The organism is Brachybacterium sp. GU-2 (genome assembly GCF_030866705.2).
Classification (GTDB): Bacteria; Actinomycetota; Actinomycetes; order Actinomycetales; family Dermabacteraceae; genus Brachybacterium; species Brachybacterium conglomeratum.
Window position 1 is genome coordinate 577,853 of sequence record NZ_CP133037.2, and the last position, 14,090, is coordinate 591,942.

11 protein-coding genes are annotated in these 14,090 nt (G+C 73.9%); 2 read left to right on the top strand and 9 right to left on the bottom strand.

Annotated features, from left to right (window positions below):
* Positions 1-195 precede the first annotated feature (195 nt).
* The 5 genes from acnA to dut form a co-directional block, all read right to left on the bottom strand.
* Positions 196-2,994: an aconitate hydratase AcnA gene (acnA, locus tag RBL05_RS02725; RefSeq protein WP_308740672.1), complete on the bottom strand. Its 2,799-nt coding sequence runs from the start codon at positions 2,992-2,994 to the stop codon at positions 196-198.
* Between the two features lie 222 nt (positions 2,995-3,216).
* The gene (locus tag RBL05_RS02730; protein ID WP_308740671.1) at positions 3,217-4,539 is read right to left on the bottom strand and encodes a class I SAM-dependent RNA methyltransferase; all 1,323 of its coding nucleotides are present in this window, start codon (positions 4,537-4,539) and stop codon (positions 3,217-3,219) included.
* Positions 4,540-4,660: 121 nt separating this feature from the next.
* Positions 4,661-5,482, bottom strand: a complete 822-nt coding sequence (locus RBL05_RS02735; protein ID WP_263309733.1) for a DUF3159 domain-containing protein — start codon at positions 5,480-5,482, stop codon at positions 4,661-4,663.
* Entirely contained in the window at positions 5,479-6,258 is a 780-nt protein-coding gene (locus RBL05_RS02740) for a DUF3710 domain-containing protein (protein ID WP_412523787.1), read from the bottom strand. Before RBL05_RS02740 ends, RBL05_RS02735 begins: the two co-directional genes overlap by 4 nt.
* Positions 6,259-6,260: 2 nt before the next feature.
* Positions 6,261-6,740, bottom strand: coding sequence for a dUTP diphosphatase (dut, locus tag RBL05_RS02745; protein ID WP_308740669.1), 480 nt, complete (start codon positions 6,738-6,740; stop codon positions 6,261-6,263).
* Positions 6,741-6,814: 74 nt separating this feature from the next.
* Here dut and RBL05_RS02750 point away from each other — a divergent pair, with 74 nt between their 5' ends.
* On the top strand, positions 6,815-7,363 hold the full coding sequence (locus RBL05_RS02750; protein ID WP_308740668.1) for a DUF3093 domain-containing protein: 549 nt from the start codon (positions 6,815-6,817) through the stop codon (positions 7,361-7,363).
* Positions 7,364-7,513: 150 nt separating this feature from the next.
* Here the strand turns inward: RBL05_RS02750 and RBL05_RS02755 are convergent, their stop codons facing one another.
* The gene (locus tag RBL05_RS02755) at positions 7,514-7,816 is read right to left on the bottom strand and encodes a DUF4193 domain-containing protein (RefSeq protein WP_263309735.1); all 303 of its coding nucleotides are present in this window, start codon (positions 7,814-7,816) and stop codon (positions 7,514-7,516) included.
* 295 nt (positions 7,817-8,111) lie between these two features.
* Between RBL05_RS02755 and sepH the strand changes: the two genes are divergently transcribed.
* On the top strand, positions 8,112-9,449 hold the full coding sequence (gene sepH, locus RBL05_RS02760; protein ID WP_308740667.1) for a septation protein SepH: 1,338 nt from the start codon (positions 8,112-8,114) through the stop codon (positions 9,447-9,449).
* A gap of 60 nt (positions 9,450-9,509) precedes the next feature.
* On the opposite strand, the gene RBL05_RS02765 is transcribed toward sepH, so the two are convergent.
* From RBL05_RS02765 to RBL05_RS02775, 3 genes are read right to left on the bottom strand one after another with little or no spacing between them, the layout of a single operon-like run.
* The gene (locus RBL05_RS02765) at positions 9,510-10,643 is read right to left on the bottom strand and encodes an alkaline phosphatase family protein (RefSeq protein WP_308740666.1); all 1,134 of its coding nucleotides are present in this window, start codon (positions 10,641-10,643) and stop codon (positions 9,510-9,512) included.
* 17 nt (positions 10,644-10,660) lie between these two features.
* On the bottom strand, positions 10,661-11,236 hold the full coding sequence (locus tag RBL05_RS02770; protein WP_259882921.1) for a DUF5998 family protein: 576 nt from the start codon (positions 11,234-11,236) through the stop codon (positions 10,661-10,663).
* 37 nt (positions 11,237-11,273) lie between these two features.
* The gene (locus RBL05_RS02775; RefSeq protein WP_308740665.1) at positions 11,274-14,030 is read right to left on the bottom strand and encodes a GNAT family N-acetyltransferase; all 2,757 of its coding nucleotides are present in this window, start codon (positions 14,028-14,030) and stop codon (positions 11,274-11,276) included.
* Between the last annotated feature and the right edge of the window lie 60 nt (positions 14,031-14,090).

Sequence of the window (14,090 nt, forward strand, 5' to 3'; positions counted from 1 at the left end):
GCACATCTTCACCGGGGCTTCACCCGGCCCCGCCGAGGTGTGCAACGCGGTGCAGACAGCCCGGTCAGGGGTGCGCGAGAGGGTGCCTGCGGCGCCTCCCGCACCCGGACATGACGGCGCCCCGCCGGGCCGGAGCCGGGCGGGGCGCAGCGTGCGCCGGTCACGAGGACCGGACGGCGCGGGAGGGGCCTGCGATCAGGCCGCGACCAGCGAGCGCAGGACGTACTGCAGGATTCCGCCGTTGCGGTAGTACTCCGCCTCGCCGGGGGTGTCGATGCGGACCACCGCATCGAATTCCACGGAGGTGCCGTCCTGCTTGGCGGCGACGACCTTGACCGTCTTCGGGGTGGCGCCCTCGTTCAGCGCGGTGATCCCGGTGAAGGAGAAGGTCTCGGTGCCGTCGATCCCGAGGGACTCGGCGGTCTCGCCGGCGGGGTACTGCAGCGGCAGCACGCCCATGCCGATGAGGTTCGAGCGGTGGATGCGCTCGAAGCTCTCGGCGATGACGACCTGGACGCCGAGGAGCTTGGTGCCCTTGGCGGCCCAGTCGCGGGAGGAGCCGGTGCCGTACTCCTTGCCGGCCAGGACCACGAGCGGGATGTCCTGCTCGGCGTAGGCCTGGGCGGCGTCGTAGATGAACTCCTGGTGGCCGGTCAGGAAGTTCTTCGTGTACCCGCCCTCGACGCCGTCGAGGAGCTGGTTCTTGATGCGGATGTTCGCGAAGGTGCCGCGGATCATGACCTCATGGTTGCCTCGGCGGGAGCCGTAGGAGTTGAAGTCCTTGCGCGCGACGCCGTGCTGCTGCAGGTACTTGCCTGCCGGGGAGTCGAGCTTGATCGAGCCGGCGGGCGAGATGTGGTCGGTCGTGGTCGAGTCGCCGACCTTGACCAGCACCCGGGCGCCCTCGACGTCGCCGACCGGCGCGGGCTGCGCCTCCATGCCCTCGAAGTACGGGGGCTTGCGCACGTAGGTGGACTCGGAGTCCCACTCGAAGGTTGCGCCCTCGGGAGTCTCCAGGCTCCGCCAGCGCTCGTCGCCGGTGAAGACGTCCTTGTAGTCCTCGGTGAACATCTCCTGGGAGATGGACTCGCCGATGACCTTCTCGACCTCGGTCGGGTTCGGCCAGATGTCGCGCAGGTAGACGTCCTGGCCGTCCTTGTCCTGCCCCAGCGGGTCGTTCTCGAAGTCGAAGTCCATGGTGCCCGCGAGCGCGTAGGCGATGACCAGCGGCGGCGAGGCCAGGTAGTTCATCTTCACGTCGGGGTTGATGCGGCCCTCGAAGTTGCGGTTGCCCGAGAGCACCGCGGTGACGGCGAGGTCCTTCTCGGCGATGGCCTCGGAGATCTCCGAGTCCAGCGGGCCCGAGTTGCCGATGCAGGTGGTGCAGCCGTAGCCCACCAGGTGGAAGCCGAGCGCCTCGAGCGCCGGCCAGAGGCCCGCCCGGGTGTAGTAGTTGGTGACGACCTGCGAGCCGGGGGCCATGGAGGTCTTCACCCACGGCTTGGCGACCAGGCCGCGGTCCACCGCGTTCTGGGCGAGCAGGCCTGCGGCCATCATCACCGAGGGGTTCGAGGTGTTGGTGCAGGAGGTGATCGAGGCGATCGAGACGATGCCGTGGTCGATCTCGAAATCCTTGCCCTTGACCTGGACCGGGTCCGAGGCGCGGCCGATCACGTTCTGGCGCTCCGGGGCGTCGCCGCCGGAAGCGTTGTCCGACTCCAGTCCGGCCGGGTCCGAGGCGGGGAAGCTGCCGGCGTCCTCGCCCTCCTCGACCTGATGGCCCTCGCCCGCGTAGGACGGCAGCACCTTGCGGAAGGACTCCTTCGCCTCGGTGAGGACGATGCGGTCCTGGGGACGCTTGGGGCCGGCGATGGAGGGCACCACGGTGGAGAGATCCAGCTCGAGGTACTCGGAGTACTCGACCTCCGTCGAGGGGTCGTGCCACAGGCCCTGGCGCTTGGCGTAGGCCTCCACGAGGGCGACCTGCTCCTCGGTGCGGCCGGTCAGGCGCAGGTAGTCGGTGGTGACCTCGTCGACCGGGAAGATCGCGACGGTCGAGCCGAACTCGGGGCTCATGTTGCCGATCGTCGCGCGGTTCGCGAGCGGGACCTGCGAGACGCCCTCGCCGTAGAACTCGACGAACTTGCCCACCGCGCCGTGCTGGCGGAGCATCTCGGTGATGGTGAGCACGACGTCGGTCGCGGTGGCGGCCGGCGGGATCTCGCCGGTGAGCTTGAAGCCCACCACGCGCGGGATCAGCATGGAGACGGGCTGGCCGAGCATCGCCGCCTCGGCCTCGATGCCGCCGACGCCCCAGCCGAGCACGCCCAGGCCGTTGACCATGGTGGTGTGCGAATCGGTGCCGACGCAGGAGTCCGGGTACGCACGGAGCACTGGCGCAGCGCCATCGACCGACACCTCGCGGGTCATGACGGTGCGGGCGAGGTACTCGATGTTGACCTGGTGGACGATGCCGGTGCCCGGGGGGACGACCTTGAAGTCGTCGAAGGCGGTCTGGCCCCAGCGCAGGAACTGGTAGCGCTCGCGGTTGCGCTCGTACTCGAGCTCCATGTTCTGCTCGAGCGCGTCGAGACGGCCCGCGACGTCGATCATCACGGAGTGGTCGATGACCATCTCCGCGGGGGCGAGCGGGTTGATCCGCTCGGGATCCCCGCCGAGGTCCTGGACGGCCTCGCGCATGGTGGCGAGATCGACGACGCAGGGGACGCCGGTGAAGTCTTGCATGATCACGCGGGCGGGCGTGAACTGGATCTCGACGGACGGATCGGCCGTCGCGTCCCAGCTCGCGAGCGCACGGACGTGGTCGGCGGTGATGTTCGCCCCGTCCTCGGTGCGCAGCAGGTTCTCGAGCAGGATCTTGAGGCTGTAGGGAAGCTTCTCGGCGCCCTCGACGGCGTCGAGCGCATAGATCTCGTAGTCGGTGCCGCCGACCTCGAGCTTCTGCTTCGCGGCGAATGAGTCGACAGTGCTCATCGGACGCACTCCTTCGGTATGGGTTCGGCCCCTCCATCGTAGGCGCGTCGCCCGCGCGCGGCAGGCGATCGCGCACCTCGGGGCCCGACGCGGAGGGCGCGGGTCGAGGAGGGGGTGCCGGGCGGCTCCCCGGCAAGTATCTTGAAGTCAAGATAAATCATACCACGCAGGACCCCATGGTGCTGACAGTGCGTCATCTGCGCCGGGCGCGCATCGGCCCGGTCAGCCCGCGGCGCGCTCGAGGACCGCGACGGACTCGATGTGGTGCGTGTGCGGGAAGAGGGCGAAGGCGCGCAGGTCCTTGACCTGCCATCCCTTGCCCTCGATCGCGGCGAGGTCGCGGGCGAGGGTGGCGGGCTCGCAGGAGACGTACACGATGCGCTGGCGCACGGCGCCGGCGAGCAGCCCCATCAGCTCGACGCCCGCGCCGGCGCGCGGCGGATCCAGGACCACCGCGTCGACCCCGCCGCGGCGTGCGCGCACCCAGTCGGTGACGTCGGCCGTGGCGGTGGAGACCTGCGGGAGGTCCTCGAGGTTCTGGGCGGCCAGCTGGGAGGCGCGGCGGTTGCCCTCGACGGAGACGACCGAGCCGCCCGTGCCCACCTGCTCCGCGGCGACCGCGGCGAAGACGCCGACGCCGCCGTAGAGGTCCCAGGCGCTGCCGCCCCGCGGGGCGTGCAGGGCGGAGTCGACGATCTCGGTGAGCAGCTCCGCGGCCCGGCGGTGGGACTGCCAGAAGCCGGTGGCGCTGACGGTGAACAGCCGCTCGCCCAGGCGCTCGTGGACGGTGCCGTCGCCGCGCAGCGGGACGAGACCGCGGGCGGTGCGGACCGCGACGTCGGCGTCGCCCCAGCTCTGCGGGATCTCGATCGTCTCGGGATCCAGGTCACGGCCGATCAGCACCACCGAGGCCGGACCGGCCGAGGGGGCCACGGCGTCGACGGCCTCGGTGCCCTCGGGGGCGGTCCACTCCCCCAGGCGCAACGCGCGCACCGCGGGGGCCGACAGGGGATCCTCGCCCACGGGACGCACTTCGTGGGAGCGCCAGCCGCGCATCCCGACCTCCCCGTCGGGGCCGACGGCGTAGCGCACCCGAGTGCGCCAGCCGAGCCCGTCGGCGTCGTGCGGGGCGGGCTCGACCTGCACCTGCTCGATCGGGAAGCTCGTCACCCCGGCACGCCGCAGCAGCTCCTGCATGACCTCGCTCGCGATGCGGCGCTGGGCGGGCAGTGCGATGTGCGCCCATTCCGCGCCGCCGACGCCGTCGACCCCGGCCTCCTCCCACACCGTGGGGACGCGGTCGGGTCCGGCCTCGAGCACGTCGAGCGCCTCGGCGCGCCAGAAGCGGGCATCGGCCTTCGCCTGGGGGTCCTCGAGAAGGCGGGCGGTGACGGTCTCCCCCGGTGCGGTGCCGCGCACGAAGACGACCCGGCCCTCGTGGCGGGCCACGAAGGTGCCGCCGGCCGCGGGCGGGCCGGCGGTGACCGTGAGGACTCGGCCGCCGGGGGCGGGGCTGCTCGGCGCGCTGTCGGCATCGGGGGTCATCGGACCACTCTCCTCCACTCCGGGTCCGAGCCCGGCTCGGACGGCGGCAGAACTCTCGGCGTGCACATCGTGCACCATCATCTCATCCAGTGGACGGTGCGCCGACCGCGCCGCTCGGGGCTCAGCGGTGGCCGCGGCGGGCGAGCAGCCCGCGATGCATGAGCCAGACGAGATAGGCGATCACCGCGAAGGCCGGCAGGCCCATGGCGATCTTCGCCGCGCCGAGCGCCGCGACCTGGCCGGTCAGCAGCAGCGGGAGCTGCACGGCGAGCTTGGCCGCGTACAGCCCCGCGAACAGGAGGGTCGCGCGGGTGTAGACGCGGCGGCCGTCCTCGTGCTCGCGCCAGTCCGAGACCCGCGGGTCCAGCAGCGCGACGACCACGCCGACGAGCGGGTGCCGCAGGGCGAGGGAGAGCAGGAGCACGGCCAGCGAGACGGCGTTGGTGACGATGCCCGGCCAGTAGAAGTCGGACCCCTCCCCGGAGCGGACCGCGAGGACCGCGCCGAGCGCGACCCCGATCAGCCCGCCGATCACGGTCGAGGGGCTCTGGCGCTGGACGAGACGCACGACCAGCATCACCACGACGGCCGCGACCGCGGCGCCCGCGGCGAGGCCCACGGCGCCCGTGGCGACGAAGAGCACGACGAACAGCAGCGTCGGCAGCACCGACTCCACGATCCCGCGGCGCCCGCCGATCGCGTCGGCGACGGAGAACTCCTCCTCCTGGAGCACGGCGCCGAGGCCGCTGCGGGTCGATCCCTCGCCGCCGGCGGGCTCTACCGCGGGCTGCTGGCCCGCCGGGGATGCGTCCTGCGCGTCGGCCCCGGGGGACGGCGCGGCGTCGGAGTCGCCGCGCGGCGAGGACCCGGCGGCAGGCGCGGGGGCGGGGGATGCGGCGGCCCGATCCCGTCGGGGCCGGCCGCCGGCGCGGTGGGTGCTCATCCGATCTCGGTGATCTCCGGACCGCGGGCGAGCGGGTCCAGCGGGCCGGAGCGGATCTGGTCGAGGCCCGGACGCTCGCCGGGCAGGTGCAGGGGGATGAGCTCCTGCGGCGCCATCGCCTCCGCGCCGCGCACGACGACCAGGCGCGAGACGAGCGTCTCGAAGCGGCGCGCCTGCTCGGGGTCCGCCAGCGCCTTGCCGGAGAGGACCGCGCGCAGCAGCCAGCGCCGCCCGTCGACGCCGATGAAGCGCGCGGGACGGTAGGCGGTGCGGCCGTCGGCCCGCTTGACGGGCATGCGCGCGATCAGCTCGGTCCCGAAGGCGCCAGGCCGGGTCTCGGCGGTGCCGCCCTGCTTGACCACGGACTCGCGCAGCTTGCCCCGCACCTCCTCCCAGATCCCGCGGGACTTGGGAGCCGCGAAGGCCTGGACCTGCAGCGAGGAGCCCTCGATGACGAGGTTCGCGCCGGTCACGGCGTTCGTGCGCTGGTCGACCTCCATCCGCAGCTCCATGCCGTCGATGGCGGGGACGAGCAGGCCGCCGAGGTCGATGCGGTCCTCGTCGGGCGCGTCGGCCTCGTCGTAGGGCCCGTCCTCGAGGTGGTCCCCGCGTGCGGGGGCCTCCTCCTCGGTCTCGGGCTCGTCCTCGGGGAGGGCGTCGTCGGCCGCGCCCTCGTCCTCCGGGGCGTCGTCCGGCTCGGGCGAGTCGAGCTCCAGGGCGCCCAGCCCCTCGATCTCCTCCGGCTCCTGCCGCTTCCTGCGGGAGAACAGTCCCATGGTCATCCCTCCTGGTGGTGTGCGCCGCCGAAGCCGCCGCTGGAGCCGAACCCGGCGGTGGACCGGTCCGTCTGCTCGAGGTCGTCGACCTCCTGCAGCACGGGGGCCAGGAACGGCACCACCACGAGCTGGGCGATCCGGTCGCCGACGTGGAGGGGGAAGTCCTCCGTCGGATCGGTGTTGTGCAGCGCGACCTTGAGCGGTCCGCGATAGCCGGCGTCCACGATACCGGGGCCGTTGAGGACCGTGACGCCGTGCTTCGCGGCGAGGCCCGAGCGGGGGCAGACGAGTCCCACGGTGCCGGGCGGGAGGGCGACGGCGAGGCCAGTGTCGACCAGGGCGCGGCCGCCCGCGGGGATCACGAGCTCCTCGGCGCTGGCGAGGTCGAGACCGGCGTCGTCGGCATGGGCGCGGTGCGGGAGCGAGGTCGCGCCGGTGCGGCGGATCCGCAGCGGCGCGCTGGTGTCGGGGTCGGCAGACATGACGCCAGGGTAGGCGCTCCGGCGGCGTCCTCCGCGCACCGGGGGTCCAGGGAGTGCGTGAGACCATGGTGGGCATGTCCGCCTCCGCCGTTCCCCCCGCCGCCGAGTCCCCGTCCGAGCGGTCCGCCGCCGGTGCGGCCCCCGCCCCCGGGCGCGGCGCCGGAACGCCTCTCCACCACGAGCACCTCCTGCCCGGGGTCGGCGCCTGGGTGATCGGCGTCGCGATCGGTGCGGCGCTCGGGCTCGTCATCGTGCCCCTGCACCTCGGCGCGGCGATCGCGCTGTCGGCGGTCTCCATCGTGATCGCGATCGTGCTGCTGATCGCCTATTCCCCCGTGCTGGAGGTCTCGGGCGGCCGGTTCCGCCTGGGCCGCGCCCGGATCGACGTGACCGAGCTGGGCGAGCCGCAGGTGCTGCGCGGCGAGGACTGGGCGCTCACGATCGGCCAGGACTTCGAGCCGCTGGCCCACCATGAGGTGCGCGGCTGGACCCGCAGCGGGATCCGCGTCGAGGTGCTGGATCCGGAGGACCCGACCACCGCGTGGGTCGCCTCGACCCGTCGCCCCGAGGACCTCGCCCTCGCTCTGCGCACCGCCCAGCAGCAGGCACGGCGCGCGGCCTGACCGCTCCGGTCCGAGGGCATCTCCGACCTCGTGGCCTGTCGGCCTCGCGCCCGGTCCGGCCCCGACAGCAGGAACGGCACCTCCCGAAGGGGAGGTGCCGTTCCTGCTGTCGGGGTGCTCCCCCTCTGCTGGCCCGCGCTCGCGCGCACGTCAGGCCGCCGCGCAGTCCTTGCAGATGATGAGCGTGCCCTCGACGTGGTCGATCTGGCTGCGGTGCTTCACGAGGAAGCAGCTGGCGCACGTGAACTCGTCCGCCTGGCGGGGCAGCACGCGCACAGAGAGCTCCTCGCCGGAAAGGTCGGCGCCCGGGAGCTCGTAGGAGTCGGCCGCCTCGGCCTCGTCCTCGTCGACCGTGGGGGTCGCCGACTCGTTCCGTCGGCCCTTCAGCTCCTCGATGGAATCGTCGTTGGACTCGTCGTCGTTCTTGCGCGGGGCGTCGTAATCAGTGGCCATCTACGGTCCGTTCCTGGTTGTCTGCGGGGTCGTACGACCTGGGTGTGGGCATGTCCGCGCCGGTGCGGCCACTAGGGACCGCATCCGACCGGTCCGGGTCCCAACGCTGAATGCGGCGGCATTATTGCAGAGGCACCCGTGAGCGGCAACACGACGTCCCCGCCCCGTCGGCGTCCGGTGCCGACGGCCCGGGCGCGTCCGGCGCGCACCCAGGCGTCGCACTGTAGGGTCACGGCCTAGACTGTGCCTGCGAGCGACCAGGCTCCGAGACCAGGCTCGGACGGAGAGGACGACGATGCGCGAGCTCGATCTCGACGGGATCCACGACGACGGGGAGCATCTGCTCCTGGTCGACTCCGACGGCGATCGGTACACCCTGCGGATCGACCGCGCGCTGCGCGCCGCGGTGCGCTCGGACCGTCCCGCGCTGAACAAGATCCAGGCGGCCGACGCGACCCCGCTGCGCCCCAAGGAGATCCAGGCGATGCTCCGCGCCGGCCGCAGCGCGGAGGAGATCTCGGAGACCTCCGAGATCCCCCTCGAGCACGTCCGCCGCTACGAGGGGCCGGTGCTCGCCGAGCGCGAGTGGACCGCCCAGCGGGCGCGAACCTTCCCCGTCGGCCGCGGCGGCCCCGCCCTCCAGGAGGTCGTCGCCGAGCGGCTCGCCGCCCGCGAGGCGACCGGCGAGAGCGCCTGGGACGCCTGGCGGCGCCCCGACGGCACCTGGACCCTCGAGCTGACCTTCTCCGCAGGCGGTCGCACCCGGCAGGCCCACTGGGCCGCCGATGTCGAGACCCGCTCCGTCTCCCCGCTGGACGACGAGGCCCGCTGGATCAGCGACGAGGACGCCCCGCCCGAGCCGAGCCGCGGCCGCGGCCGGCTCCAGGCCGTGAAGTCCTCCGTGTACGACCTCGAGGCCGACGGCTCGCTCGAGGGCGAGTCGCCCCGCGCCCGCACCTGGCCGCACCGCCGTCCCGTGGCGGACGAGCACCCCTCCGCGCTCGAGGACAGCGAGCTCGACGCGCTCAACGCCCGTCGCGGGATGCGCTCCGTCCCCCGCCCCGACGACTCCGCGACCGTCTGGTCGGGGCTCGACGAGACCGTCGAGGAGCCCGGCGACGACAGCACCGAGGCGCAGGGCTCCGGGCTCGCCGCCGATCCCGCTCCGCACGCCGATCACGCGCGTCCCGTCGCGCCGGTGCTCGCCGGCCCGGCGGAGGCCGGATCGGGCGCCGGGGCCGACCAGTCCCCCGCCGACCACGACCCGGACGCGGAGGCCCTGCGCGAGCACTCCTCGGCGCCGGAGGAGCAGGACGGGCAGGGCGCCGACGAGGAGCTCGCCGCCCAGGACCCCTCGGACTCCCCGAGCGCGCAGGACGGCGCCGACGACCCGGCCGAGGAGACCTCCGACGAGGCGGGCGACGAGCCCGAGCGGCCGGAGATCCAGTACCAGGACACCGTGGACCTCACGCCGCTGCCCGGCTTCGACGACGCCTCCGCCGCCGCGCGGGGAGAGGGCTCCGGCGAGTCCGAGGAGCCCGCGAAGCCTGCCCGGAAGTCCTCCCGGTCGAAGAGCAAGCGCGCCTCGATGCCCAGCTGGGACGAGATCGTCTTCGGCTCCCGGAACGACTGAGACGTCTCCCGGGGCCGCCGCGGGCGGGCCTGCCCACCGGGCATCGCGCCGCGGCAGGGCTCAGGTGATCGTGCGCAGCAGCGGCACGACCGCCTCCCCCGAGGTGAGCGATCCGTGCACCCCGATCATCGACCGGGCCGTCTCGGGTCGGCGTGAGAAGTCGTCGACGCCCCAGCGTCCGCGGGCGAGGACGAACACGTCGGCGATCCGTCCCCGGACGTGCTCGGGGATCGCCGTGGCGGCAGGGCCGAGCAGCCCCGAGGCGAGCACCTGCTCCCGGGTGAGGACCAGGGCGCGCTCCCCCATCAGCACGCGCATCCGCTCGGCGAGCTCCGCGGCGGCGCCGTCGCCGGGCACCGCGTGCAGGGCGAGCGCCCTCGCCTCCCCCGTCACCTCCTCGACCAGGGACAGGATCGCCGGCTCCTCCGCGAGGTCGACGGTGTGCGCAGCGGAGGTGTCGACCATCCCGTGATCGGCGGTGAGGTGGACGCGGGTCCCACGGGGGACGCGTCTCAGCAGCGTGCCGATCAGCGCGTCGACCTCGGCGAGCGCGGTGCGCCACGGCTCGGAGTCGATGCCGTGCACGTGGCCGGCGTGGTCCACGTCGTCCACGTGCAGGTGCACCAGCGCATCCGGGCCGCCGCGGTGCAGCGCGGTGCGCACCGCCTCGACGCGGTCCCCACGCCCCTGGGCGAGGAACTCCCAGCCGCGATAGGCGACGCCGCTGAGATGGGAGCGGGCGTGCTTGGCGGGGGCGACCTGCACGGCGCGGCGCGTCCCGGCCTCCACCGGGGTCGTCAGCGGCATCCAGGCGTGGGGGTCCAGGCCCGGGGCGCCGGTCAGCTGGTTGACGGCCCGGCGGCCCACGGGGTCGAAGCCGAGATAGCCCAGCACCCCGTGCTCGAGCGGTGCGAGCCCCGTGTGCAGGGAGACCATCGCGCTGGCGGTCGTCGACGGGGTGACCGTGCGGGTCCGCTCCACGGAGCCCTCGAGCCGCCTCAGCGTCGGGGTGAGCGCCCGGTGCTCGGTCAGCAGGTCCGCGCCGACGCCGTCGAGCAGCACCACCAGGTCCCGTCCCTCCTCGGGCGCGGAGGCGAGGGGGGCGAGCACGTCCAGCAGGCCCGGCCGCTCCCCCGCGGCGAAGGGCGGGGCCAGCAGGTCCTCGGGCCAGTCGGGCAGGGCGGGATCGTCCATCTCGGCCATGCTCCGGCTCAGGCCCCGAGGTCGTCGATCGCCTCGAGGAGGCGGTCGTGGAAGGCGAGCGCCTCCTCGACCGCGGCCTCGCCGTCGGCCAGCGCGCTGACCCGCAGCGCGAGGTCCGCGGGGGCGGAGCTGCCGGTGTAGCCGTGGTCCGCCTGGCAGGTGGGGTCGCCGCAGTCGGCCGGCTCGAGGTCGAGGCGACGGCTGCCGTCCCAGGTCACTCCGAGGGTGATCTCGGACTCGCGGCCCGTGGCGAGCTGCCCGTCGGCGTCGAAGACCTGGGACAGGCCCGTCGAGGTGATGCGGCGCAGACGCACCCGCTCGGTGGTCGAGACGACCTGGCTGGGGTTCAGCGCGTCCGCGGGGTCGTCGTCGAGATGGGTGATCAGCAGGTGCGTCGCGGTGAGCACGACGACGGTGAGGTGCCGTCGCACCTCGGGGCCGTCGAAGGTGGTCTCGGCACGCACGAGGTGCGTGAGCACGGCCGCTCCGCGCAGGGAGCGCGCGATGCTGCGGGAGGCGGCCTGGGGGAAGTACCCGGCGGTCTCGAGGTCCTTCCGGAGGTCGGCGGGCAGGGCGGTGGTCATGGCCCCAGTCTCCCACGCGGCGGACGCCGGACGATCCTCAGGCACCGGGCGGTCCGGACAGCGTGCGACGCGCACCGTCGGTGCGGTTCGGCGCGGGGGCGAGCCGAGCTCCTGCCCCGACCACGGTGAGGCCGTGCTGGGCGACCAGCACCGGGTACAGCTCGAGGAAGGCGAGCTCGGGCAGGTCCTCGGCGAGGAGGCCCACCCGCACCACCAGGTCGGCGAGCGCGTCGCGGTCCGCGGGCGGCAGCCCCCGGGCGCCGCGGAGCTTCACGGCGCTGGCGGGGGCGTCGACGAGCCGGTGCGCACCGGCCTCGCTGAAGGGCGGGATCGCATAGGCGATGTCGTCCAGGAGGTCGGTCGCGTCCCCCGCCACGGACAGGGAGAGCACCGGCCCCAGGGAGGGGTCCTCGACGCTGCGCACCACCATCGGCACCCCGGCCGGCGCCATCGCCTGCACCTCGAGCGGCGCGGAGGAGTAGGAGAGGTCCTTGCGCATGGCCTGCACCGCATGGCGCAGCTGGACGGCGTCGGGGATCCCCAGGCGCACCCCGCCGAGGTCCGCACGATGGCGCAGCACGGGATCGGTGCTCTTCAGCGCGACGGGATATCCGATCTCGGCGGCGCGGGCGAGCGCCTCGTCCTCGTCGGCGACGCGTCGGCCCTGCAGCAGCTCGATGCCGTAGGCGGCCAGCAGCGCGGCGACGTCCTCTCCCCCGACCTCGATCTCGACCTCGGCGCCGGTGCGGTCCCCGGGGTCCGACGGGCTCCCCGCGCCGGGGTGGTCCCTCAGGAGCCGCTCGGCGATCTCCCGCGCCGCGGCGCGGTCCACGTCCTCGCGCCGGGCCGGCTCCTCGTCGTCGGCCGCGGGTCGCAGCGTCGCCTCGAGCAGGCCGGAGGCGGCGCGGACGACGGCGAAGGGGGTGGCGTGCACCGGCGGGAGCTGCGGGTCGACGCGCACCCGGCCGCGCAGCGCGTCGAAGCGGTCGCTGCCGGTGACCACGCACACCAGCAGCACCACCTCGGAGTGGCGGGCGACGATCGCCATCTGGCGCAGCACCTCCTCGGCGTCCTCGCCCTGCGCGTCGAGCATTCCGGCGATCACGAGGTCCACCTCGCCCAGCGCCGCCATCGTGGTGAAGGCGCGCTGGATCTGACGCGGGTCCGGCGAGAGGGGGACGGAGCGGTTCTCGGCAACGATGCGCAGCCCGGCGCCGTCCGCGGCGCCGCGCAGCGACGCGCCGAGCGCCGCCGTGTTGGAGAGGATCCCGACCCGCGGCCCGAGCGGGAGGCCCTGGCGCTCGATGCCGTCCACGACGTCCAGGAGGTGGTCGACTCCCCCGGTCTGCACGACCCCGGCGGAGTCGAGCACCTGGTCCAGGGCGCGCCGAGGCAGCGTCGAGCGGCGCACGTCATGGCCGGGCGGCAGATGGGACTCGCTGCCGGGCGGGCGCAGCACGATCAGCGGGGTGCGGCGGGTCAGGCGCCGGGCGATCCGGGTGAACTTGCGCGGGTTGCCCATCGACTCCATGGCCAGCCCGATCACGCCCACCTCCTCGTCGTCCTCCCAGTGCTGGAGGGTGTCGTTGAGGGAGACGTCGGCGCGGTTGCCCACGCCCACGAACTCGTGCAGGCCGATCCCGCGGGCATCGGTGCCGGCCAGGAGCATCGCGGAGAGCGCGCTGGACTGCCCGGCGAGCGCGGCCCGCCCCGCGCGCGGCATGTGCGGGGCGAGGGAGAGGTTGAGCGGCGAGTCGCCGGTGCGCAGCATGCCGAGGGATCCCGGTCCCAGCAGCCGCATGCCGTGGCGTCGGATCCGCGCCACCAACTCGCGCTGGAGGCTCCGGCCGCGCTCGCTGTCGGCGAATCCCTCGGTGGGGATCACGACGCTGTGCACCCCGATCTCGGCGCACTCCTCGACCGCGTCGAGGCAGGCCTCGGGGCGCAGCGCGATCACGGCGAGGTCGACGGGTCCGGGGACCTCGGAGATCCGCGCCCAGGCGCGTCGGCCCCGCAGCTCGAGCGCCTCGCGGGAGACGAGGTGGACGGTTCCCGGGTAGCCGGATCCCTCCAGCGCGGTGAGGAACCGGCCGCCGACCGAATCGCGGTGGGAGGAGACCCCCACCAGGAGCACGGACTCGGGGTGGAGCAGCCGCTCCATGGCGCGCGCCTCGGCGCGGTGCTCCCGCTCCGCCATCACCGCGAGGGACCGGGCGGTGGGGTCGATCCGGAAGGACACCATGACCACCCCGTCGTCGAGGGTGCGGTCGACGTCGAATCCCGCGTCGGTGAAGACCTTGATCATCTTCGTGTTCTGCGGGAGCACCTCGGCGGTGAACACGTCGATGCCCTGCTCCCGCGCGGCGGCCGCGAGGTGCTCGAGCAGCACGGACCCCAGTCCCGAGCCCTGCCGGGAGTCGGCGACGTTGAAGGCGACCTCCGCCGAGCGCGGGGAGGTCCGGTCGTAGCGGCCGACGGCGACGATGTCGTTCCCCACGAGCGCGACGAACGCGACCCGGTCGCGATGGTCCACGGTGGTGAAGCGGGTCAGGTCCCGCTCGGACAGCCGCGGCATCGGCGCGAAGAACCGCAGGTACCGCGAGTGCTCGGACTGGCGCTGGTGGAAGGCCTGGAGCGCCTCGGCGTCCTCGGGCAGGATCGGGCGCAGGTGCGCCGCCGAGCCGTCGCGCAGGGCGATGTCCGCCTCCCAGTGCGCGGGATACGCCGGGCCGGCGCCGCTGCCGCCCCGGGCACGTCGTCGCAGGGACCGCAGGCCGTCGCGTCTGTCCGCCATGGCTCGATCCTAGTCCGGCAGCGGCGGGTGTTGACGGGATTCACGTCCCGTCGGGCGCAC

Excerpts from the sequence above, each read along its gene's own strand:
- RBL05_RS02770 (WP_259882921.1), bottom strand. The coding sequence starts at position 11,236 with ATGACCACCGCCCTGCCCGCCGACCTCCGGAAGGACCTCGAGACCGCC.
- dut (WP_308740669.1), bottom strand. The coding sequence starts at position 6,740 with ATGTCTGCCGACCCCGACACCAGCGCGCCGCTGCGGATCCGCCGCACC.
- RBL05_RS02750 (WP_308740668.1), top strand. The coding sequence starts at position 6,815 with ATGTCCGCCTCCGCCGTTCCCCCCGCCGCCGAGTCCCCGTCCGAGCGG.
- RBL05_RS02740 (WP_412523787.1), bottom strand. The coding sequence starts at position 6,258 with ATGGGACTGTTCTCCCGCAGGAAGCGGCAGGAGCCGGAGGAGATCGAG.
- RBL05_RS02755 (WP_263309735.1), bottom strand. The coding sequence starts at position 7,816 with ATGGCCACTGATTACGACGCCCCGCGCAAGAACGACGACGAGTCCAAC.
- sepH (WP_308740667.1), top strand. The coding sequence starts at position 8,112 with ATGCGCGAGCTCGATCTCGACGGGATCCACGACGACGGGGAGCATCTG.
- RBL05_RS02765 (WP_308740666.1), bottom strand. The coding sequence starts at position 10,643 with ATGGACGATCCCGCCCTGCCCGACTGGCCCGAGGACCTGCTGGCCCCG.
- RBL05_RS02730 (WP_308740671.1), bottom strand. The coding sequence starts at position 4,539 with ATGACCCCCGATGCCGACAGCGCGCCGAGCAGCCCCGCCCCCGGCGGC.
- acnA (WP_308740672.1), bottom strand. The coding sequence starts at position 2,994 with ATGAGCACTGTCGACTCATTCGCCGCGAAGCAGAAGCTCGAGGTCGGC.
- RBL05_RS02735 (WP_263309733.1), bottom strand. The coding sequence starts at position 5,482 with ATGAGCACCCACCGCGCCGGCGGCCGGCCCCGACGGGATCGGGCCGCC.
- RBL05_RS02775 (WP_308740665.1), bottom strand. The coding sequence starts at position 14,030 with ATGGCGGACAGACGCGACGGCCTGCGGTCCCTGCGACGACGTGCCCGG.